Here is a 22,045-nt window from a genome sequence, read left to right as displayed (position 1 = left end):
CAAGGTGCCCGCCGCGTCCCCTCGCTCTCGGCTCCGGGCCGCGCGGCAAGGAGATATATTGCCAGCCCTCCCCCCGGGGCGCAAGGGGGAATCCGGGGCTCCATAGTTCCTACACAATTCGTCTTCAACTCGACATACTGACCCCTATATCTTGTGGTCGCATCACGCTCACCTACTATTTGCTACCGCTCAGCGACGTCCACGGGTAGATATTTTCTTCTTCGGCTAAGAAAACTTTTTTCTGCGATCCGCCCAACGGCCCACGATGACGCCTTTATATACTGCGATTGCTCCCCGAAAGGCTTTACGGCGCTGTATCTTGTCTTCACCTATCTAGGTAGGACTTCCTTTTTGGCTTGGACAAGCTTCTTGCGCGCGCCCATCTACCTATATAGGTACGGTTTGCCCGCGCCCCGAACAAGAACCGAGCGTCATGCCCATCCCTATCGCGGTATGGACCACTTCACCTCGTCGTTTTGCTACTCCTATATATGTTTGGTTCTTGCCGTGCACCTTACCCCGTAGGCGCTAACCCCTGCACGTACAACATGGAGATCACAATAGGGTCTACGGCGGCGCAAAGCTCGCCGCTACGACGCCTTCTCGCCTTGGTGGGCGTTCCTTCGGCGTTTGCCTTCTTGTCGCTATACCGTTCTGGCACTTCTCTACCTAGCTACCTATACAGGTACTCGCACAGTTTCCAGGCATACAGCGGCCGTTGACTTGAGGGCCCCGTACGTCACGCGGGAGTACGCCTCCAAGCCCCACTCAAACTGACAGCCGCCGGTTGCCCCGTAGCCCCAGCTAGATGCCCAGCTCGCCGCGGGCCAGTTCGCAGCCCTCCTCGAGAAGCTCGTCGCGCGCCTCGACCGTCGTGGCCTCCGCACACACCCGTACCACGGGCTCCGTGCCGCTCGGACGCAGCAAAAGCCAGCTCTCGTCGTCAAACTCAAGGCGCAGGCCGTCCATATGGCTCACCAGCACGGGCGTTTTGCCCGCCACGGTGCGGGGGTTCAGCCCCGGTAGCAGCGTGCGGAAAGTCTCAATGACCTCCGCCTCGAGCCTGAGGTCGCGCTGCCCGTACGACGTGGCGCCAAAGCGCTCATCAAGCTCGGCGGAAAGCTCGCTCAGGGTCTTGCCCGTCACGCCCATCTGCTCGCACAGCAGCAGCAGAGCGGCAATGCCGTCGCGCTCGGGGCCGAACGCCGGGATACCGATGCCGCCCGACTCCTCGCCGCCGATGAGTACGCCGCCCTTGCGGATCTCGTCGCAGATATGGCGGAACCCGACCGGTTTAACGCTCACCCGACAGCCGAGCTCGCGCGCCACACGGCGGGCGATGACCGAGGTGGATTGGTTGATTACCACACGGCCCGTAAGCCCGTGGTGGCGCACCAGATGCTCGATAAGCAGCGCGATGATCTTATGCGAGGGCACGAGCCTCCCATACTCGTCCACCGCGCCCGCGCGGGCCGCATCGCCATCGGTGATGAGCCCCGCCACCGCCCCGTGGGCCACAACGGCCTGCTCGCAGTCATCGATCCAGGGTTCTACGGCATCGGGGTGAATGTTGGGGGTGTCGGCGTCGTCGGACCCATGAATCTCCACCACATCGACCCCGAGGGCACCGAGCATCTGCGGCACTAGGCCGCGCCCTGCGCCGTACAGAGGGTCGTACACCACACGCAACCCTGCGGCGGAGATGGCCTCGGCATCAGCCAGGCTGCAGAGGCGATCGAAATAGGGCGTCACAAAGTCGCTGCGCGATACCGGCCCGCGCTGCGGCGTAGCCTCAGAATCGATGTATGCGGCGATGGTATCGGCCGTGTCTTGCGAAAGCGTACCACCGTCTGCCCCGCGCAGCCTTACGCCAAGGTAATCGGGCGGATAGTGCGACCCGGTGACCTCAAAGCCCCCGCAGGCGCGCGGATCGTTTGCCACGGCCCACGAGAGCGCGGGCATGGGCGAGGGGCGGTCAGAAATCTTGGGCGCAAGCCCGTGGGCGGCAAGGACCTCGGCTGCGAGCAGGGCAAACCGATCGGCGCCGGAGCGCGCATCATATCCCACGTAGACGATGGCCCCCGGCGCGCCCTGCGCCCACACGGCACCGGCCGCATCGGCGATGCGCACCAGGTTCTCTGCCGTAAAGTCACCGTCCAGGCGGGCACGCCACCCGTCCGTCCCGAAGTTGATCATGGTTGCCACTACAACACACCCCGTGCGGTCAGCTTGGTCATACGAGTGAGGTATACCCAGCGAGCCCGCGCAGAAACGCCGACGGCCGGTGATTCCACATCCGCCTGCGCGGGCGGCGTGGGGTGCCGCGGGATATTAGCGAGGCAAGCAACGTTGAGCGCTGAGCGGTGGCGAAGGGAAGTGGGCGCGTGCGCCGGCTACTCCTCAGCAAGCGCATCGGCCTGGGCCGCCGTGGTGCGCGGCGTGGCCCCGCAACAGGCCCCCACGAGGGCCACGCCGGCATCGCGCCAGGTAGCCGCAGCCCGGGCAAACGCCTCGGGATCCTCCGGCCACACCAGATCGCCCTCGGGCGTGCGCTCGGGCAGCCCCGCGTGCGGACGCGCCATAACCGGCGTGCGCGCGGCGCGCACAAGGCGCGGCACCGAGACCTCAGCGGCCGCCAGCGAGCAGCAGTTGATGCCCACCGCCGCAGCGCCATGCTTCTCGGCGTACACGACGGCCCCCTCAATGCCCAGGCCGTCCCCCAAAAGGTTACCCTCATCATCTACCGCAAAGCTCACGAGAACCGGCATGCCGTCGGCCACGTCCAGCAAGCCGGCAAGAGCGGGCTCAAGGTCGCGTATGGAGGTGAAAGTCTCGAGCAAAAGGCCGTCCACCCCAGCTGTTAGTAGCGCTAATGCCTGCTCGCGATAGGCGGCGCGGCAGGCGCGAAACTCCGGCGTATCGCGCTTGAACCACTCCAGGCCGCACGGGCCGATGGAGCCCAACAGCAACTGCGGGCGCGCGGCACGCGCGTCGTCCACCGCCGCGCGGTTGACCTCGGCCACGCTCGGGTCGATCTGGTCGCGCTCGAGGGCGGGCGCGGACGCCTGAAACGTATTGGTGATGAGCACCTCGGCACCGGCGGCAACATAAAGCTCGTGCACGCGCGTGACGGTCTGCGGCTCGGCGAGGTTCCAAAATGCGGGAGGAACATCCGCCGCACCCGGCTCACTCATGAGCACCGTGCCGGTGGGCCCTTGCGCGAGGAGCGTCTCGGACGCCAACCGTGCGCGCAGCTCGTCCGCGCCGGCACGGTTGTAGTAGGCGCTCTCTGGCAGAGCCTCGCGCGGCACCGCCGAGGGCGGATTGCCGTCCGGCACGTCGCCTCGCATTACCGCGTCGGCCTCAGCACCCTCAGCAACACGCTCGCCCTCGTCCGTCATAGCTAGCTACTCCTCCACTACCACGATGTTCTGGCCCTCGAGGTACTTGAGCCATCGGGCCATAGTGTCCTCCGAGACCGCATGCTCCATTTGGCAGGCCTCGGCGTCGGCGCGCTCAAACGGCACGCCGAGCTCCTGAATGAGGAACGTGCGCAATAGGCGGTGGCGATACCACACCGCCTCGCCGATCTGCCGGCCCTGCGGCGTGAGCATGACCTTGCCGTAATGCGCCTGTTCCACGAGGCCCTGGCTCTTAAGGACCGAGACCGCCTTGTTAACCGACGCCTTGGAGACACCCAGGCGGGTGGCGATATCGACGGAGCGCACGCCGCCCTCGTCTCCGCCCTCGTCTCCGCCCTCGTGCTCAATGCGCACCATGCACTCGAGGTAGTCCTCGTTTGCCATCGTGAGGTGCAGCTCGCGCGAGCTCTCGGTGGTGTCCATGGGCCCTCCTTGTAGATTCGCCGGGGTCCGCAGCATGAGCCCCTGACGCGGTACTTGCCGTGGAGCTGATTCTACCCCATCGCGTGCGCCCGCACCGCTTTGCCATAAGCGGCTGAGTGCGGCGCGCAACCGGCCTGGGCCGGAGCGCGCTGAACACGTCCGCAGCCAGCAGATACGCCCGCGCGTGTGCCGCACCGTGCTAGAGTGGTGCCGTCCCAACCCCAACAGAAAGGACCGTTATGTCCGACACCGCCCCCTCCGACGTGCTCGAGCGCTTTATGCGCTATGTGCGTATCGACACCACCTCCTCTGACGAGCACTGCGACCGCGTGCCCTCAACAGAGAAGCAGTTTGACCTCGCCCGGCTGCTCGCCCAGGAGCTCGAGGAGCTTGGCGCGCACGACGTGCAGGTGAGCGAGCACGCCTATGTAACCGCGCGCATCGCCGCGAGCGAAGGTGCCGAGAATCGCCCAGCGCTGGGGCTCATTGCGCACCTCGACACCACCGAGGTCGTAAGCGGCACCAACGTGAACCCGCGCGTTGTGCGCTACGAGGGCGGTCCGCTCGTTGCCGGCGAGGTCGGCGGCGCGCCCGTGCAAATCACCCCTGAGAAGCTCCCTGCCCTGGACGACCTTGTAGGAGAGGACCTGGTGGTGACAGACGGCACCACGCTTCTCGGTGCTGACGACAAGGCCGGCGTGGCCGAGATCATGGCGCTCGTTGCGCGCCTGGCTGCGCATCCTGAGCTGTCGCATCCGGCGCTTAGCATCTGCTTCTGCCCCGACGAGGAGATCGGGCACGGCGCCGAGCTCCTCGACATCGACGCGTTTGGCTGCACGTATGCCTACACCGTGGACGGCGGACCCATCGGCGAGCTGGAGTGGGAGTGCTTTAACGCCGCCGAGGCCACGGTGCGTTTTCGCGGATACTCCATCCACCCGGGCGATGCCAAGGACAAGATGGTCAATGCCGGCAACCTCTTTGCCGCCTTCCACACGCTGCTGCCGGCCCACATGCGGCCCGAGCATACCGAGGGCTACGAGGGCTTTATCCATCTTGAGGGGGTCTCGGCCACCTGTGAGCACGCAACGGCACGCTACATCGTGCGCGACCACAGTGCCGCCAAGTTTGACGAGAAACTCGCCCTCATGGAGCGCGCCGCGGCGTTTGTGAATGCTGAGCTCGGTGAGGAGCGCGTGACGGTTGAGATCAAGCAGCAGTATCGCAACATGGCGGAGATCGTGGCCGACTACCCCGAACTCATCGATGCGGCCAAAGAGGCCTTTAGCGCTGCGGGCGTTGAGCCGCGCGTACTGCCCATCCGCGGCGGCACCGACGGTGCGCAGCTCTCGTTCCGCGGACTCCCCTGCCCCAACCTCTCCACGGGCGGGTACTGCTGCCACGGGGTGAACGAGTTTGTGCCGGTCCGTTCGTTGGAGACGATGGTCAACGTACTGGAGGCGCTCGTCGCTCGGTTTGCCTAGTGCCTGACCTGGCTCGCAGCCCCGCTTGGGTGCCCCTTCGCTCGTGGTCCTCGGCCGTTCCGCGCGCTGCGCGGAACGGCCTGCGGGAAACTCGCTACGGGACACCCAAGCGGGGCGGCGGCACGTGGTTGAGGAGCTCGGCGGCTTCGCCGCCTTGCTGCCCGCACCTTAGGGGCAATCTTGCCGTCGCGGGACCGGTCCGGCTCGTTAGGAAGAAAGAATGGGTCCCGAGGCGATTCGCAGGTCGAAGCGTCTATGCGAATGCGCGGGTTTTAAGCGCCCCTCAGACATCGCGACTCCACACGGGTTGCACCCTAATTTCGGCGTTCCCTATAAGCTCGAGAACCCGGAATTGAGCAGCTCTACCGTTTTATCTTTATTTTTGCATATTTCTACAGTAGTATCCACTATTTAGCATACCGTTTTATCTCACAATGCGTTGCTGCCCCACGCGCCGCTGCCGGTGGTCAAAATCCGGAGAAATCAACGATTCTCGAGGCCCACGCGGGCCCTCGACTGATAATCCAATCGCCCATGGCAGCAAATCCGCAGGTCGCGTTTTATGCATCGCCAGAGCATCCGAAGCAAGTCATTGATTTCTCAAGATTTTGGCCGCCAGAAGCGGCACCAGACCTCAAACGCCCTTCTCACCCACCGCCACAGGCGCCGGAAGCACGTCCCCCGTGCACTCCCGGCACCAGCTCAGCATCTTTTTTTAATTCATACCGGGGGCAAGCGCCCGCCCGCCAACCACGTACCAACAGGCCGGCGGCGGCCCGGTTGTCCCGTAGCGAGTTTCCCGCAGGCCATTCCGCGCAAAGCGCAGAATGGCTGAGGACCTCGAGCGTAGGGACAACCGGGCCGCCGCCGACGGGTCAGGTCAGTCAGATCAGCAAAGGGGCAGGGCTTACTCCGTTGACGTCGACCCCTCGCCTCCCGAGCCCGAGTCTTCCTCAGACTCCGAGCTCGTTGTAGCGTTGCCCGTGACCCAATCCTCGTTGCTGTTGTTGTAGAGGTCGCCCACGGTGCCGCCTTCGCCCTCGCCGCTGGTACCCATGGTCTGCGGGCCCTGTGGGTCCTTGCCGGCGTCGACGCGCGCCATCATCTCCTTGAGGTCATCCTCATACACAAAGACAAAGCTCTGGCCGTTGATGTAGGTATCCTGGCCGGCCCAGCTCGGGAGGTTGGCAGAGTACATCTCGTCCGGGTCCATGCCGCGCATGGCGTTGACGAGCGCTGCGATGTCGGTGGGCGAAAGGTCGGTAACCACCATGTTGGCAAGCGACTCCACCAGCGGAATGACGTTAGAGGGCTCGAGCTCATTCAGAATCTTCTTGGCAAGGGCACCGATCACCATGCGCTGATGGCGCATGCGGGTGTAGTCGCCGTCGGCAAACTGGTGGCGTGCGCGAGAGAAGGTGAGCGCCGCCTCGCCGTCGAGATGCTGCTGACCCTCTTCCACAACCACGGGACCGGCCTCGGGGTCGTCAACGCCGTCGCCCTCGGGGATGTAAAGGTCGATACCGCCCACGGCGTCCACGAGGGCCTTCATGCCCTCAAAGCTCACCTCGGCGTAGTGCGCGATCTCCACGCCGCACAGGTCGTTGACGGCCTTGACCATGTCGTCGGCGCCGCCATAGCTAAAGACCGCGTTGATCTTCACGGTGCTGCCGTTGTACTCGTAGGCGGTGTCGCGCGGAATCGAGATGAGCGTGACCTGCTTCTCGGTGGGATCGATGCGCGCGAGGATGATCGAGTCGGTGCGGTCGACCTCGTCCTCGTTGCGGCCGTCGGTGCCGAGCAGGAGCATGTAAAACGGATCCTGCGTCACGTCGGAATCGACCAGCGTGGCCAGCAGGTCGCCGGTGATGATGTTGCTGTCGTTGAGGCGCGAGACGATGCTCGTGAACCACGAGCCCGCCGCAACGGCGCCCACCACGAGCACGCCCAGCACGCCCAGCAGAATGCCGCGACGGATAGTACGACCCCGGCGGCGCTGACGCGCACGCTCGGCGTAGCGGCCCACATTCTCACGACTATAGATCCTGCTCGCCGCGCCCGTGGAAGGGCGACGCGATTGCTGAACGGGCTTTTTGCGTATGCTCATACAGTACCTAACCTAGTCTTCGGCAAGGTCGGGCACCTGGACGCGCGAGACTGCCGCCCCCATCCCAACCAATTTGTCGCAGAACCGCTCGTAACCGCGGTCGATATGGTGCACAGCGGAGACATCCGTCTCCCCCTCCGCCACCAGTCCGGCGAGCACGAGGGCCGCGCCGCCGCGGAGGTCGGGCGAGACCACCTTTGCGCCCGAGAAGGCCGAGACGCCGTGCACGATGGCATGATGGCTCTCGATCCGAATTTCGGCCCCCATGCGCATAAGCTCGGAGGCAAACATAAAGCGATTCTCAAAGATGTTCTCGGTAATCACGGAGCTGCCGTCGGCGAGCGCCGAGAGCACCATGATCTGCGCCTGCATATCGGTGGGAAAGCCCGGGAAGGGCAGCGTCTGAATATCCACCGGCACGATACGCGGGGCGCGCCAAACACGCACCCAATCCTGGCCGCGCTCGAGGCGGATGCCCATGAGCTCCATCTTTTTGAGAACCATGCCAAGGTGGTGCGGGTTAAAGCCCTCGATGAGCAGACCATCCTCGTCGGCGGCGAGCGCGCCGGCCACAATGAACGTACCGGCCTCGATGCGGTCGCCGATCACGCGGTGCTCCACGGGGTGAAGCTCGTCCACGCCCTCGATGGTCACCACGGGAGTACCGGCGCCCTCAATCTGGGCGCCCATCTCGTTGAGCATGTTGGCGAGGTCCACGATCTCGGGCTCGCGAGCGGCGTTGTCGATAACGGTGGTGCCCTTTGCGCGGACAGCCGCCATGATGAGGTTCTCGGTGGCGCCCACGCTCGCAAACTCGAGCGTGACGGTGGTGCCGGTCATGCCGTGCTCGGCATCGGCAAAGATATAGCCGTGGCTCGTGTCAAACGAGACGCCGAGCGCCTCGAGCCCCAGAATATGCATATCGATCTTGCGCGCGCCGAGATTGCAGCCGCCGGGCATGGCGATCTTAGCCCGCCCAAAGCGCCCGAGCAAGGGGCCCATCACGGCGGTGGAGGCACGCATCTTGGCCACGAGCTCGTAGGGGGCCTCCCACGAGTCGACATCGGAGGTGTCGATGGCCAGGGTGTGCTCGTCGATGACGTCGATGCGGGCACCAATCCCCTTGAGGACCTTGCCCATAACGTGCACGTCGGAGATATTGGGCACATTGGTGAGTGTGGTGGTGCCCGGCGCGAGCAGCGTCGCGGCCATGAGCTTGAGTGCCGAATTCTTGGCACCCGAGACGTGCACGCCACCTGTGAGCGTGCGACCGCCCTGAACACGTATGATGTCCAAGTTCCTACTCCTCAGCGATTGTCTGGTCCCGGCCCGGCCGGGACCGAGCGCTTACGCGGCAAGCAGGAGCTTGCACCACGCCACCTCATTATAGAGATAGGCGCGGCGTGCATCATCTGGCGCTAAATTACTCAACTGGTCTTCAAATACCGCGAGTTTTACGCGGACCTCCTCGGGGTCGACGGCGTCCACGTCGGCGGCGCGCTGCGCCAAGATCACGACCTCGTCGGCCGTGACCTCGGCGTAGCCACCCTCCACCGCAAAGCGGTGGTCAACGGTACCCATCTCGCGATCGCTCACGCGCACGATCCCCGCCTTGACGGTGCAGATCTCGTTGGCGTGGTTGGACAGAACGCCCAGCTCGCCGTCGGTGGAGGGCAGCGCCACAAACACCGCGTCGCCCTCGTAGGCGTTAAACTCCGGGCAGACGATACGGATGCGCATTTACTGGCCCGCTTCCATCTGGGCGGCGCGCTCGCGCACGTCGTCGATGGTGCCGGCGTAGCGGAAGGCCTGCTCAGGCAGGTCGTCGCACTCGCCGTCCACGATGGCGGCAAAGCTGCGGACCGTGTCCTCGATGCGCAGGTACACGCCCTTGTTGCCGGTGAACTTCTCGGCAACGTGGAACGACTGCGACAGGAACTGCTGCAGCTTGCGCGCGCGGTTGACGGTAAGGCGCTGCTCCTCGGAGAGCTCGTCCATGCCCAGGATCGCGATGATGTCCTGGAGGTCGGAGTACTCCTGGAGGATCTCCTGCACCTTGACGGCCACGCGGTAGTGCTCCTCGCCCACGATCGCCGGGTCGAGCGCGTCGGAGCTCGAGGCCAGAGGATCGATGGCCGGGTAGAGGCCGAGCGAGGCGATGTTGCGCGAGAGCACCGTCTGCGCATCGAGATGGGTAAAGGTCGTGGCCGGCGCCGGGTCGGTCAGGTCGTCGGCGGGCACGTAGACGGCCTGCACCGAGGTGATCGAGCCGGTCTTAGTGGAGGTGATGCGCTCCTGGAGGTCGCCCATCTCGGTGGCGAGGGTGGGCTGGTAGCCCACGGCCGACGGCATACGGCCGAGCAGTGCCGAAACCTCAGAGCCCGCCTGCGAGAAGCGGAAGATGTTGTCGATAAACAGCAGCACGTCCTGGCCGCGGTCGCGGAAGTACTCGGCGGCGGTGAGGCCGGCGAGACCCACGCGCAGACGCGCTCCGGGGGGCTCGTTCATCTGACCGTAGACGAGACAGGTCTTGTCGATAACGCCCGACTCGGTCATCTCGAGGTAGAGATCGGTGCCCTCGCGGGTGCGCTCGCCCACGCCGGTAAAGACCGACGTGCCGTTGTGCTCGAGCGCCAGGTTGTTGATGAGCTCCTGGATGAGCACCGTCTTGCCCACGCCGGCGCCGCCAAAGAGGCCGGTCTTGCCGCCGCGGATGTAGGGCTCCAGAAGGTCGATGGCTTTGATGCCCGTCTCAAAAATCTCGGTCTTGGTGGTGAGCTCGTCAAAGGCGGGTGCGGGGTGGTGGATCGGGTAGTAATCCTCAACCTCGGGCATGGGCTTGCCGTCGACCGGCTTGCCGAGCACGTTCCAGATGCGGCCGAGCGTGCCGGGGCCCACGGGCATGGTCATGGGGCCGCCCGTGTCGGTGACCGCGATGCCGCGGATGAGGCCGTCGGTGGAGCTCATGGCCACCGTGCGGACCACGCCGCCGGGGAGCTGGCTCTCGACCTCGAGGATGGTCGACACGTGCCCCATGGGGGTGTCGGCCTCGACAGTGAGGGCGTTGTAGATCGCGGGGACCTGCCCCTCGAACTTAACGTCCACGACGGGGCCCACGATACGGACGATGCGGCCCTCGCCCGCGGTATGGCGCTCGACGGCGTCCTTGATGTCGTTCAAATCGGTGGTGTGAGCCATCTTATTCCTCCAATGCGTTGGCGCCGCCCACGATCTCATTGATCTCGGTCGTGATGGAAGCCTGGCGCACGCGGTTGTAGGTGCGGGTGAGGGTCGCGATGATCGCGGAGGCGTTCTCGGTGGCGGAGTGCATGGCCTTGCGGCGGGCACCCTGCTCGGAGGCCGCGGAGTCTATCAGCGCCTGGTGAATAACGGTGAGCACGTACGACGAGACGAGGCTCGAGAGCACGCTCTCGGCCGACGGCACAAAGCTGAAGCTCGACGAGATGCGCTGCGGCGCCTCGTCCTCGTTTTTGCGCGGCCCGCGCGAGAGGGCGACCATCTCGGTGTCGAGCGGCAGCAGATGCTCCACGCGAAGCACCTGGTCCACACGGTTCTTGGCGTGGTGGTAGATGACCTCCACGCGGTCGATATCGCCGGCGGTGTAGCTGCGGGTGATGTAGCTCGCGATCATGCGCGCCTGCTCGAGGGTGGGCTCGGCGGAGTTGCCCTCAAAGTGCATCACCACGTTGGCGCGGCGCGAGAGGTACTCCGTGGGCTTGCGGCCGCAGGTGATGACCTCGCACTCCGTGCCCGCCTCGGCGCACGCGCGGATGATCTTCTCGCACTCGCGCTCCACGAGCACGTTAAAGCCGCCCGCGAGACCGCGGTCGCTCGCGATGGCGACCACGAGCACGCGGCGCTCGGCGTCGTGGCGCGCGAGGAGCGGCGCGCCGCCGGCAGCCTCGGTATCCTGCGCCACGGTGAGCATGACATCGGTCAGCGCGTCTTTGTACGGCTCGGCCGCGTAGGCGCGCTCGAGCGCGCGACGGATTTTGGCCGTGGAGACCATCTCCATCGTGCGCGTGATCTGCTTCATGCTCGTGGTCGAGCTGATGCGCTTCTTGATCTCGCGAAGGTTCGCCATGGTGCGCTATGCCTCCTGGCTCTCGGCCGGCTCGTCGTCGGTCGCGGCATGCTTGGCCGCGAACTCGCGCTTGTAGTCGGCGATGGCCTGGTCGAGGTCGACCTCGAGGTCACCCGCGATCTTCTCGGTGGAAAGACGCGCCAAGAGCTTGCCGTAGCTGCTCTTGAGGTAGGTCACGAGCCCGTCGCGGAACTCGAGCACCTGGGCGATCGGCAGATCGTCGAGGTAGCCCTGGTTGCCCGCAAAGAGCACCGCCACCTGCTCGGTAACGTCGAGCTGGCGGTAGCGCGCCTGCTTGAGGAGCTCAGTCATGCGCGAACCGTGGGTGAGCTGCTTTTGGGTGGCCGCGTCGAGGTCGGAGCCAAACTGGGCAAAGCCCGCGAGCTCCTGGTACGAGGCAAGGTCGAGACGGAGGTTGCCGGCGACCTGCTTCATCGACTTGACCTGGGCAGCTCCGCCCACGCGCGAGACCGAGATACCCACGTCAACGGCCGGGCGCTGACCCTGCAAGAACAGGTCGCTCTGCAGGTAGATCTGGCCGTCGGTGATCGAAATCACGTTGGTGGGAATGTAGGCCGACACGTCGCCGTCCTGCGTCTCAATGAGCGGAAGTGCCGTCATGGAACCGCTGCCCAGCTCGGGCGAGAGCTTGCACGCGCGCTCCAGCAGGCGGCTGTGCAGGTAGAAGATGTCGCCGGGGTAGGCCTCGCGTCCCGGCGGACGACGCAGCGTAAGCGACATCTGACGATAGGCAACGGCCTGCTTGGAGAGGTCGTCGTAAATGACGAGCACGTGCCCACCCGGGTTCTCGGGGCCGGCGGGGTTGCCGTTCTCGTCGTTATACATAAAGAACTCGCCGATGGCGGCACCGGCCATAGGCGCGATGTATTGCATCGGCGCTGACTCGGCCGCAGTGGCCGAGACGATGACCGTGTAGTCGAGCGCATGGTGCTCCTCGAGCATGGCGCGAATGCCCGCCACCGTAGAGGCCTTCTGGCCGATGGCGACGTAGATGCAGACCATGTTCTTGCCGCGCTGGTTGATGATCGCGTCAACCGCGATGGCGGTCTTGCCCGTCTTGCGGTCGCCGATGATGAGCTCGCGCTGACCGCGGCCGATGGGGATCATGGAGTCGATGGCGAGAATGCCGGTCTGCACCGGCTCGCACACGGGCGTACGGTCGATAACGCCGGGCGCCTTGAACTCGATGGGTCGGGTGTGCGTGGCGTTGATGGGGCCGAGGCCGTCGATGGGTTCGCCGAGCGGGTTGACCACGCGGCCGAGCATCGAGCGCCCAACCGGGATGGACATGATCTGCCCGGTGGTACGGCACTCGTCGCCCTCCTTGATGGCGGCTACGTTGCCAAAGAGCACGGCGCCGACCTCATCGCGCTCGAGGTTCTGCGCGAGGCCGTAGACCTTCTCGCCGGTCTCCTCGCTCTTGAACTCGAGGAGCTCGCCGGCCATGGCGCTCTGCAGACCCGTGACGTGCGCGATGCCGTCGCCGACCTCGTCGACCGTGGAGACCTCATGGGTGTCGACGGTCGCCGTGAGCGAGTCGAGACGCTCGGACAGAATCCGGGCGATGCTTTGGGCGTCGATGATCTCAGACATGGACTGCCTCCCCTCCGATGGTAGTCGTGGTGGAATCGAGGGCCTCGCGCGCGGCGCGGAGCTGCGTGCGCACCGAGACGTCGCGGCGCTCGCCGCGCGCCTCGATGATGAGGCCGCCGATGATGGACGGGTCGACCTGCTCGATGAGGAAGACCTCGCGGTTAAAGTGCTCGCGGACCTTTGCCGCGATCTTGGTGCGCAGCTCGTCGTCGAGCGGGACGGCGGTGGTAACGGTCACGCCCACCACGTCCTCGTCCTCCTCCGTCATGGCGCGGTAGGTCTCGGCCACCTTGGGCAGAAGGTCGAGCTGGCCGCGCTCCACCATGGTGGAGATGACGCCGAGGAGCTCGGGCGAGGCGGCGGCCAGGGCCTCGAGGTCGGCGCGATTCTTAAACACACGCCCCTTGGCCTTGCCCGCCTCGATGAGGGCGCGGGAGTAGGTCTCGAGGACCCGCTCCTCCCTGCGGCTAGTTGGCATTCAGGCTACCCGCTTCCTCGATGTAGCGCTCGATGAGGCGACGCTGCTCGCCGTCCTCGTCGAGCGTGCGCTCGACGATCTTAGAGGCCACCGAGACCGACAGATCGGCGATGGAGGCCGCAGCGCCCGCGTAGATGGAGCGGCGCTCCTCCTCGGCCGAGCTGTGCGCCTTGGCGAGGATGTCCTCGGCCTCGGCGTGGGCGGCGGCGATGATACGGGCGCGCTCCTGCTCGGCGTCCTGACGGGCCTCGAGCACGATCTCGGCCGCCTGACGGCGCGCGTCGGTAACGATCTCGTCGGACGCCTTGCGGTCGGCAATGGCCTTCTGGCGCGTGGCCTCGGCCTCGTCGAGACTCGACGCGATGCGCAGCTCGCGCTCCTCCATGGTGGCGAGCACCTTGGGCCAGGCCACCTTGGCGAGCACGAAGAAGATGATCAGAAAGGCGATGAGCGCCGGGATGAACTCCGCCATCTTGGGGATGAGGATCTCGGCGCCGCCGGCAGACTCCGACGCAAAGACCGGACGGGGTGCGGCAAGCACGCCGGCCACGGCCACAGCGCCGACACCGGCGAGGGCGCCCTTTGCGCAATGGATAAGCTTCATACGGTCAGCTCCTTAACTCAAATACGTTTGCGAGCTGCCCTTAGGAGATGAGCGTCACGACGAAGCCGATGAGGCCGAGCGCCTCGGTAAAGGCGGACGCCAGAATAAAGACCGTAAAGGCGCGACCCTGGATCTCGGGCTGGCGCGCCATGGCGCTCGTCGCACCAAACGCCGCAAGGCCGATAGCGAGGCCTGCACCGATAACACCGAGACCGTAACCGATAACTCCCACGATTCCTCCTTTGTCGTGCGCCCAGGGGCGCGGAGTACCCTCTGATATGTGCACCGGGCTCGGGAGTGAGCCCGCGGTGACCCAAACGTTGCGCGGCGGCGGGGCTAGTGGCCCTCGGCCTCCGCAATCTGAATGTAGACGGCGGCGAGCACCGTAAAGACGTATGCCTGCACAAACGCCACGATGAGCTCGACCACGTAGATGATGAGCAGGATGACGAGCCAGGCGATGCTCGGGAGCGCACCCAGGGCGTTCATAGCGCTGAAGTGCTCGAGCAGCGGCTCAGCAAAGAGCGTGGCCATGATGGCAAACGACCCCATGACGATATGCCCGGCAAACATGTTGCAGAACAGACGGATGGCAAGCGTGATGGGGCGGAGCAGAAGCGAGAAGACCTCGATGATCCACACAAAGACGTTCATGGGGAACGACACGCCCGCGGGGGCCAGGCTCTTGAGGTAGCCGATGACGCCGTGCTTCTTGCACCCGTAGTACACAAAGTAGATAAAGGTGACGAGCGCGAGCGCGGCCGTGCAGCCGATGGCGCCCGTGCCGGGCTTCATGCCGGGGATGAGGCCGATGAAGTTGTTGATGAGGATGAAGAAGAAGATCGTGGCGAGGAACGGGAAGTGCTTGCGCCAGCCCGTGCCCACGACGCCCTTGGCTACATCGTTCTCGACGTACTCGACGAGGTACTCGACCCCGTTAACGAAGAAGCCGTGCGGAACGAGCTTCTGCTTCTTTACAAAGATTGCCATGATGATGCAAAAGACCACCGCGGCCACCAGCAGAAAGAACGAATACTGCGTGAGGCCGAACGTGAGGTTGCCCACCACGGGTGCAGAGGAGAACTCGGAGACCAGCTCCTGAATCTCATCGGAAAGCCTTGCGAACGCGTCCAAGATCCCACCTTTTCTAACAACCGTTACCGCCGGGCCGCTGCTCACCGAACCTCACCACGAGAACCGCGGCAAGAGCGGCGAGCGCCCCGATGAAGGAGGCCGCCTCACCCACCGCGAACGGCGCAAGACCGTCCGGCGTGAGGAGACGGACCGCGAGCACACCGCCCGCGAGCACGGCAAACGACGCGCCCAGGGCGAGCATCCCCGCGACCATGCTCGCCTTGTTGCTCCCCCGAAGCACCGGCGCGAGCGCCGCTACGAGGGGGATGAAGGCGACCAGGCCCACCAGGAACCCAGCGACGACGTGCGGGACGCTGCCTGCCCAATCGATGCTCGGCACCGCTCGCACCTCCCCTGTTCGAAGCACCCCCTTGGGGGCGTTTCGAAACTCGTTCCAGATAGTCTAGCCAGCCGCGCCGAAAAATCAACAGCAAAATGACCGGCTGGGCTCGTTCGTTCGTTTTGCCTGATAATCACCCATATTGTGCCGGTTGAATCGTGACGAAACGGTGCAGATATCACGCTCTCGCGGCCCTCTGCGACGCGGCAAATATGGGCGATGACCCCCTTTTGCCTACGCCTCCTCGGCCTCGGCCTCGATTGCGCAGATCTTGGCGATACGGCCCTCGTGGCGACCGCCCTCAAAGGGGGTCTCGAGGAAGGTCCGCACGATCGCCTTGTTGGTGTCGAGGTCGACGAAGCGGCCGGAGAGGCACACCACGTTGCCGTTGTTGTGCTGGCGGAAGAGCTCGGCAAAGGCGGGTGTGGTGATGGACGAAGCGCGCACGCCCGGCACCTTGTCGGCCGCGATGGCCATGCCGATGCCGGTGCCGCACACGAGCACGCCCGCGTCGGCGCGACCCTCGGCCACGGCGTGGGCCACGGGAGCGGCGTAGTCGGGGTAATCGACGCTCTCGGTCGAGAAGCAGCCCATGTCCTCGACTTCGCAGTTCAACTCGTTGGTAAGGTAGGCGGCAAGCTGCTGCTTCTGCTCGAACCCGCCGTGATCGGCACCGATGGCGATGCGCATGCTGTGTCCTCTCGTTCGGAGTGTAGGTCAACGTTTTCATCTTACCCCACCCGGTGCTGAACCGTACTCGGCCGGGAGCGGGGGCGCAGCGGGGCCATATACCGACCATTCTCTGATTGCAAGCATTAGCGGCAGGCAACGGCGGCTCGCGCGTGCGCTGCTGGGAAGTCTGCAAACAGGCAACGCTCTGACCAGCACTTTTGCCATACTGGTCAGGGCGCCTCATCAGCTACCTTGCCGTGGGCACGCACGCTGCCGATTGCAGACGTCAGCGGCGAGCCCGGGCGACGGCGTCGTGCCAGCCGGCGAGGTTCCGCTCGCGGCGCGCCTCGGCCTCCGGCCCCGTCAGCGGCTCGTAGCGGCCACCGCCAGTACGGTTGGAGAGCAGCTCGTCGCGGTCCTCCCAATATCCCACCGAGAGACCGGCCAGGTAGGCAGCGCCGAGGGCCGTGGTCTCCACCGACTCCGTCGATATCACGGGAATCCCCAGGATATCGGCCTGGAACTGCATGATGAACTCGTTGCGCGAGGCCCCGCCGTCCACGCTCAGCGCCTCAAGCGTGCGGCCCGAGTCGCGCTCCATCGCGCGGAGCACGTCGTAGGTCTGGTAAGCGAGCGACTCGCAGGCCGCGCGCACGATGGTCGAGCGATCTGCCGCCGCGGTGAGCCCGCAGATGATGCCGCGCGCGTCGGAGTCCCACCAGGGAGCTCCGAGCCCGCTGAACGCCGGCACGAGGTAGCAACCCCGGTTGTCAAGCTGGCTCTTGGCAATCGCCGAGGAGTCGGTCACGTCGCCCAAGATGCCCAACCCGTCGCGCAGCCACTGCATAACGGAGCCCGCGTGGAAGATCGACCCCTCGAGCGCGTAGCTCACCCGGCCGCCCTCGGCAATGCCCACCGTCGCGAGCAGCCCCTCGTGCGAATCTACCACGGCATCGCCCGTGTTCATGAGCATAAAGCAGCCGGTGCCGTAGGTGTTCTTGGTGTCGCCGGGGTTAAAGCAGCAATGGCCGAAGAGCGACGCCTGCTGGTCTCCCGCCACGCCGGCGATGGGCGGGGTGTGGGTCATGATCTCGGCCGAGACGCAGCCGTAGTCGTCAGCGCTCCATTTAAGCTCGGGCATCATCGCCCGCGGAATGTCAAAGATCCGCAGCAGCTCGTCGTCCCAATCGAGCGTGTGGATGTTAAAGAGCATCGTGCGGCTCGCGTTGGTGTAGTCCGTGGCCACCACCGTGCCGCCGGTGAGGTTGTAGATGAGCCAGGTGTCGATGGTGCCAAAGACGAGCTTGCCGGCTTCGGCCAGCTCGCGCGCGCCCGAAACGTTATCGAGGATCCACGCGATCTTGGTGGCCGAGAAGTAGGCGTCGGGCGTGAGACCGCAGCGCTCGCGGATGGTGTCGCCCAGGCCCTCATCGATGAGCCGTTGCGCCTCGCGTGCCGTGCGCCGGCACTGCCAGCCGATAGCGTTGTAGACGGGCTGTCCGCTCTCGCGGTCCCACACCACGCAGGTCTCGCGCTGGTTGGAGATACCCACCGCCGCGATGCTGTCGGAGTGGATGCCGCTTCTAAACTGCACCTCAACGATGGCCGAGATCATCGAGGCGAGAATCTCGGTCGGGTCCTGCTCGACCCAGCCGGGCTCGGGATAGTACATGGTGAGCGGACGCGACGCCTGCGCCACCACCCCGCCAAACTCGTCAAAGATAACCGCCCTGACCGAGGTGGTGCCGGCGTCGAGCGACATGATGTAGGAGCCGCCAAAGGCGTAGGCGGGGTCGGCCAGACCAAGGTCTTTGAGCGTGAGCGGCATGGTATCACCTTCCCCGCGCCGAGCCGGCTCCCGCAGGGGCGGAAACGCCGGTGAGCGCGCGGTCGATTGCAGAGGTTGGGAGTGCGCCCTGGCGCACGATCTTGAGCGTGCCCGAGGGGAACGACACGATGGTCGAGGCGTCTTGGCAGGGCGTGGCGCCTGCATCGAGCGCAATGTCGACGCCCGCGAGGATGCGCGGCTCGACCGCGTCGAAGGACGCCGGCGCAGGAACGCCGTGCGTGTTGGCGCTCGTGCAGGCAAGCGGGCAGCCGCACGCGCGCACGAGCGCGGCGACCACCGGGGAGGCCGAGGCGCGAAGAGCTACCGTCCCATCCGCGGCGCACATGAACTTGGGCACGCTGGGAGCTGCAGGCACGATGAGCGTCAACGCTCCCGGCCAGAGCGACTGCGCAAGCGCGCGAGTGCGCACATCGATGTTGCGGCCATAGACGTCGAGGTCGGACGCACCGCCCACAAGCCAGGGAACCGTTTGCGTGAGGTCGCGCCGCTTGAGGTCGAAGATGCGCCGGTAGCCGCTGCCCTCGGCGGGCACGGGGCAACCGTTGACGAGCGGGGCGGGAGCGTCATCGGAGGTAGAGAGGGTAGCTGCGGGCGTACCGGAGAAGGCTGAGACCGCAACGGCGAGCCCGTACACGGTCTCGGTGGGGATGAGCGCGAGACCGCCCTCCCTGAGCACCCGCGCCGCGACCTCGATGGCCGGCGAGCCATCGAGCGTGCAGCCGTCCTCGACCCGATACACCTTCTGCATGCGCGTCTGTCGTCCTTCCATCCCGCCGAGAGCGCCCTAGAGGTTCACCCCGCAACGCTGCGGTGGCGGTTCTTCCAGGCACCGCAGCGGCAGACTTCCCAAGCGCCGCGACATCGACCCATCCCGGCGCCACGGCGCCTAACGATGAGCAAAGCCCTCTGTTGCTGACATTTTCCGGTGTATTGTCTCACGCCCCGGCCCTGCAAGGCGACACGTTGTCAATACGGTGCGTAAACGGGGCCAGATGCTCGGCAAATGGGGCAAAATGCGGCAGAAATGTGATGCGGTTTTTGCAGACGGTCCGTTTTTTACCGCGGACGGCGTGCCACCACAAAGCGCGGGCGCGTTGCCAGGTCGGGGACAACCCGTACCTCCACCAGCCCCGCCGCGCGGCAGAACTCAGCCGCCGGCTCCGTCGCGGTCTCAAAGAGCTCGCAGGCAAAAAGACCGCCCGGACGGAGCATACGCGGCACCTCGTCGAGCAAGCGGCGGAAGATATCGAGTCCGTCGGTACCGCCATCGAGCGCGAGCCGCGGCTCAAAGGCACGCACTTCGCGCGTGAGCGTATCCACCACGCTCGACGGCACATAGGGCGGGTTTGAGACGAGCACGTCAAAAGTTCCGTACTCCTCGGGGCGCACGGGGGCAACCAGATCGCCCTCGCGGATGTCGACCGCCGCGGCATCTACCTGCGCCCGGGTGCGGTTGCGCTGGGCGAGCGCCACGGCCCGAGGCTCGATATCCGTTGCCACGCAGGTCACAAGCCCCGCGCGCTCGGTGGCAAGCGAGAGAGAGATGCAGCCCGTGCCGCACCCAACCTCGAGGACGCGTGCGCGGTGCGGCGTGGGCACGGCGGCAGCCTCACCGGTCGCATCAGGCGTCGAAGCGGCACCCAGCGCATCGGCATCGCGTTGCACGCCGACCGCTTCGACCCCCAGAGCAGCCTCGGCTGGTGCACTCTCGAGCGCAGCCTCCGCCGCAACGTCTTCCAAGTCCGCCGCCTCGCCCGCTGTGTCCGCACCATTCGCCGCACGCTCGCGCTGCGCGGCGCGCTCGGCCTCGCGTGCCCGCTCCACCTCGGCATTCCACGGCAGCTCGGTGCGCGTCCGGCGGGCCGCAAGCGCAGCCGGGCCACCCAGCACCTCATGGTCCAGATACGAGAGCACCACCTCTACGAGGAGCTCCGTCTCAGGCCGCGGAATAAGCACGCCGGGCTCGCAGAACAGCTCGAGCGTACGGAACGAGGTCTCACCGATGATGTACTGGAGCGGCTCGCCTTTGCGACGACGCTGAAGCCCGCTGCGTACGTAGGCGCGCTCCTCCTCGCTCATCGGGCGATCGAGATTGAGATACAAATCGATACGCTTCATGTCCATCGCCGCGCAGAGCAGCCATTCGGCCGCCAGGCGCGGGCGCTCCTCGCCGTTGCGCTCGAGAAAGCCGATCGTCCAGTCCATGCAGCGCTTAACGGTCCAGATGTCTTCTTCTTGTGCCATGGTGACCCCTCGTGTTCCCGTACCGGTGGCGATTCTACCGCAAGCGCACCCCACCGCCGACGCGTTTGCGCTCAGGCTATCGTGGGCATCTAACCAGTCTCTGACTGTTTCTGGCACAGGTCTGACCAATATCTGACCAGAATTCTGCGTTTTCTAACCGCGCAGCTCGCAGGCCCCGTTTTTCGACGTCCCACACCGCTCGCCATGTGCAGCGCCCCACGCGTCTCCATAATAGGTACACGGCCCAGCCCTCGGCGCGCACCACCGCCCCGCTCACCCTGCGCAGCAAAAGGCCGCCGGCCCGTGGGGAACACCCAACGAGCCGGCAGCCAACAAGGACAACTTCGCCCGCAAGCGAAGGCGCTTACACCGCCTGGGCGAGCTTCTCCGCGCGATCGGCGGCAGCGAGCGCGTCGATGACCGTGGCCAGCTGATCGCCCAAAAGCACCCCGTTGTACGTGGAGTTAAAGCCGATGCGGTGATCGGTCACGCGGTCCTGCGGCTGGTTGTACGTGCGGATCTTCTCAGAGCGGTTGCCGTGCCCGATCTGGCTCTGGCGCTCGGCGCCCAGCTCGGCCTGCTGCTTCTGCAGCTCCATCTCGTAGAGGCGCGCACGGAGCATCTGCATGCAGACCTCGCGGTTCTGAATCTGGCTGCGCTGCTCCTGGCTCTGCACCACGGTGTTGGTGGGCAGGTGGGTAATGCGCACCGCCGAGTAGGTGGTGTTAACGCACTGACCGCCGGGGCCGGAGGCGCAGTAGGTGTCGACACGCAGGTCGGAGGGGTCGATCTTGATGTCGATCTCGTCTGCCTCGGGGAGCACCGCCACGGTGGCCGTGGAGGTCTGGATGCGGCCCTGGCTCTCGGTCTTGGGCACGCGCTGCACGCGGTGCACGCCGCTCTCGTACTTCATCACGGAGTAGACTTTGTCGCCCGAGACCTTGAACTCGATGGACTTAAAGCCGCCCGCCTCGGAGGGGCTGGCGTCGAGCACCTCGAGCTTCCACTTGTGCTCCTCGCAGAAGCGCTGGTACATCTTAAAGAGGTCGCCCGCAAAGATGGCCGCCTCGTCGCCGCCGGCAGCGGAGCGGATCTCTACGATGGTGTTCTTCTCGTCGTTGGGGTCGCCCGGGATGAGCATGAACTTGATGTCTTCCTCGAGCTGGGGGAGCTTGGCCTCGTTCTCGGCGATGTCCTCCTGGAGCATGGCCTTCTCGTCTGCATCGGAGGTATCGTGCAGCATCTCCTTGGCAGCCTCGATGTCGTCGAGCGCCGAGAGGTACTCGCGGGCTGCGGCAACGAGCGGAGTCTGGTGCGCGTACTCCTTGTTAAGGCGGGTGTACTCTTTGATGTCGGAGGCCACGGAGGGGTCGGCGAGCTTCTTCTCGAGCTCCTCGTAGGCGGCGATGAGTTTTTCGAGCTTGTCGCGCATGGTGCGTCCTTTACGGTTGGGCCGGCTGTGCCGGCGTATGCTCGGCATGGATGGTGCGGTGTGGCCGCGCGGATGGAGCCGCGGCTGCGGCAAGGGCTGAGCCCAGCTAGAACATGTCGAACCTGAGATACATGGCA

The 22,045-nt window shown here is 65.4% G+C and carries 20 protein-coding genes; 1 reads left to right on the top strand and 19 read right to left on the bottom strand.

Going from position 1 to position 22,045, the window contains the following annotated elements; genetic code table 11:
• Positions 1–804: 804 nt before the first annotated feature.
• From B5G20_RS09185 to B5G20_RS09175, 3 genes are all read right to left on the bottom strand, one after another.
• Positions 805–2,196 carry a phosphoglucomutase/phosphomannomutase family protein gene (locus tag B5G20_RS09185; RefSeq protein WP_343283997.1) on the bottom strand — a complete coding sequence of 464 codons (1,392 nt, stop codon included), beginning with the start codon at positions 2,194–2,196 and terminating at the stop codon, positions 805–807.
• A 197-nt stretch (positions 2,197–2,393) separates the two neighbouring features.
• Entirely contained in the window at positions 2,394–3,401 is a 1,008-nt protein-coding gene (locus tag B5G20_RS09180) for a homocysteine S-methyltransferase family protein (RefSeq protein ID WP_239286956.1), read from the bottom strand.
• Positions 3,402–3,407: 6 nt separating this feature from the next.
• Positions 3,408–3,845: a metal-dependent transcriptional regulator gene (locus B5G20_RS09175; protein ID WP_087356613.1), complete on the bottom strand. Its 438-nt coding sequence runs from the start codon at positions 3,843–3,845 to the stop codon at positions 3,408–3,410.
• A gap of 239 nt (positions 3,846–4,084) precedes the next feature.
• Between B5G20_RS09175 and pepT the strand changes: the two genes are divergently transcribed.
• Complete coding sequence (gene pepT / locus B5G20_RS09170; protein WP_087356612.1) at positions 4,085–5,329, top strand: peptidase T; 1,245 nt, start codon at positions 4,085–4,087, stop codon at positions 5,327–5,329.
• Between the two features lie 907 nt (positions 5,330–6,236).
• Here pepT and B5G20_RS09165 read toward each other — a convergent pair.
• The 16 genes from B5G20_RS09165 to prfA form a co-directional block, all read right to left on the bottom strand.
• Complete coding sequence (locus B5G20_RS09165) at positions 6,237–7,436, bottom strand: LCP family protein (RefSeq protein ID WP_087356611.1); 1,200 nt, start codon at positions 7,434–7,436, stop codon at positions 6,237–6,239.
• Between the two features lie 12 nt (positions 7,437–7,448).
• Positions 7,449–8,732: a UDP-N-acetylglucosamine 1-carboxyvinyltransferase gene (gene murA, locus B5G20_RS09160; protein ID WP_087356610.1), complete on the bottom strand. Its 1,284-nt coding sequence runs from the start codon at positions 8,730–8,732 to the stop codon at positions 7,449–7,451.
• A gap of 51 nt (positions 8,733–8,783) precedes the next feature.
• Complete coding sequence (gene atpC, locus B5G20_RS09155; RefSeq protein WP_087356609.1) at positions 8,784–9,176, bottom strand: ATP synthase F1 subunit epsilon; 393 nt, start codon at positions 9,174–9,176, stop codon at positions 8,784–8,786.
• Positions 9,177–10,634 carry a F0F1 ATP synthase subunit beta gene (atpD, locus tag B5G20_RS09150; RefSeq protein WP_087356608.1) on the bottom strand — a complete coding sequence of 486 codons (1,458 nt, stop codon included), beginning with the start codon at positions 10,632–10,634 and terminating at the stop codon, positions 9,177–9,179.
• Between the two features lies 1 nt (position 10,635).
• The gene (gene atpG, locus B5G20_RS09145; RefSeq protein ID WP_087356607.1) at positions 10,636–11,541 is read right to left on the bottom strand and encodes an ATP synthase F1 subunit gamma; all 906 of its coding nucleotides are present in this window, start codon (positions 11,539–11,541) and stop codon (positions 10,636–10,638) included.
• 6 nt (positions 11,542–11,547) lie between these two features.
• Entirely contained in the window at positions 11,548–13,155 is a 1,608-nt protein-coding gene (atpA, locus tag B5G20_RS09140; RefSeq protein WP_087356606.1) for a F0F1 ATP synthase subunit alpha, read from the bottom strand.
• Positions 13,148–13,633, bottom strand: a complete 486-nt coding sequence (gene atpH / locus B5G20_RS09135; protein ID WP_087356605.1) for an ATP synthase F1 subunit delta — start codon at positions 13,631–13,633, stop codon at positions 13,148–13,150. The genes atpA and atpH overlap by 8 nt, the downstream gene beginning before the upstream one ends.
• Positions 13,623–14,237 carry a F0F1 ATP synthase subunit B gene (gene atpF, locus B5G20_RS09130; RefSeq protein WP_087356604.1) on the bottom strand — a complete coding sequence of 205 codons (615 nt, stop codon included), beginning with the start codon at positions 14,235–14,237 and terminating at the stop codon, positions 13,623–13,625. The genes atpH and atpF overlap by 11 nt, the downstream gene beginning before the upstream one ends.
• A 40-nt stretch (positions 14,238–14,277) precedes the next feature.
• Positions 14,278–14,469 (bottom strand): ATPase, encoded by a 192-nt coding sequence (locus B5G20_RS09125; protein WP_087356603.1) that lies wholly within the window; start codon positions 14,467–14,469, stop codon positions 14,278–14,280.
• 104 nt (positions 14,470–14,573) lie between these two features.
• Complete coding sequence (gene atpB, locus B5G20_RS09120; RefSeq protein ID WP_087356602.1) at positions 14,574–15,371, bottom strand: F0F1 ATP synthase subunit A; 798 nt, start codon at positions 15,369–15,371, stop codon at positions 14,574–14,576.
• A gap of 13 nt (positions 15,372–15,384) precedes the next feature.
• Positions 15,385–15,711 (bottom strand): hypothetical protein, encoded by a 327-nt coding sequence (locus B5G20_RS09115; RefSeq protein ID WP_087356601.1) that lies wholly within the window; start codon positions 15,709–15,711, stop codon positions 15,385–15,387.
• A 234-nt stretch (positions 15,712–15,945) separates the two neighbouring features.
• The gene (gene rpiB, locus B5G20_RS09110; protein ID WP_087356600.1) at positions 15,946–16,401 is read right to left on the bottom strand and encodes a ribose 5-phosphate isomerase B; all 456 of its coding nucleotides are present in this window, start codon (positions 16,399–16,401) and stop codon (positions 15,946–15,948) included.
• A 268-nt stretch (positions 16,402–16,669) separates the two neighbouring features.
• On the bottom strand, positions 16,670–18,211 hold the full coding sequence (glpK, locus tag B5G20_RS09105) for a glycerol kinase GlpK (RefSeq protein WP_087356599.1): 1,542 nt from the start codon (positions 18,209–18,211) through the stop codon (positions 16,670–16,672).
• 4 nt (positions 18,212–18,215) lie between these two features.
• Positions 18,216–18,980, bottom strand: a complete 765-nt coding sequence (locus tag B5G20_RS09100) for an L-threonylcarbamoyladenylate synthase (protein WP_087356598.1) — start codon at positions 18,978–18,980, stop codon at positions 18,216–18,218.
• A gap of 308 nt (positions 18,981–19,288) precedes the next feature.
• On the bottom strand, positions 19,289–20,476 hold the full coding sequence (locus tag B5G20_RS09095) for a HemK/PrmC family methyltransferase (RefSeq protein ID WP_087356597.1): 1,188 nt from the start codon (positions 20,474–20,476) through the stop codon (positions 19,289–19,291).
• Between the two features lie 364 nt (positions 20,477–20,840).
• Complete coding sequence (gene prfA, locus B5G20_RS09090) at positions 20,841–21,908, bottom strand: peptide chain release factor 1 (RefSeq protein ID WP_087356596.1); 1,068 nt, start codon at positions 21,906–21,908, stop codon at positions 20,841–20,843.
• Positions 21,909–22,045 lie beyond the last annotated feature (137 nt).

This window comes from Collinsella sp. An7 (assembly GCF_002159335.1).
Lineage (GTDB): Bacteria > Actinomycetota > Coriobacteriia > Coriobacteriales > Coriobacteriaceae > Coprousia.
The sequence above is the reverse complement of the archived record's forward strand: the minus strand, read 5'-3'. Positions and strand labels throughout refer to the sequence as shown.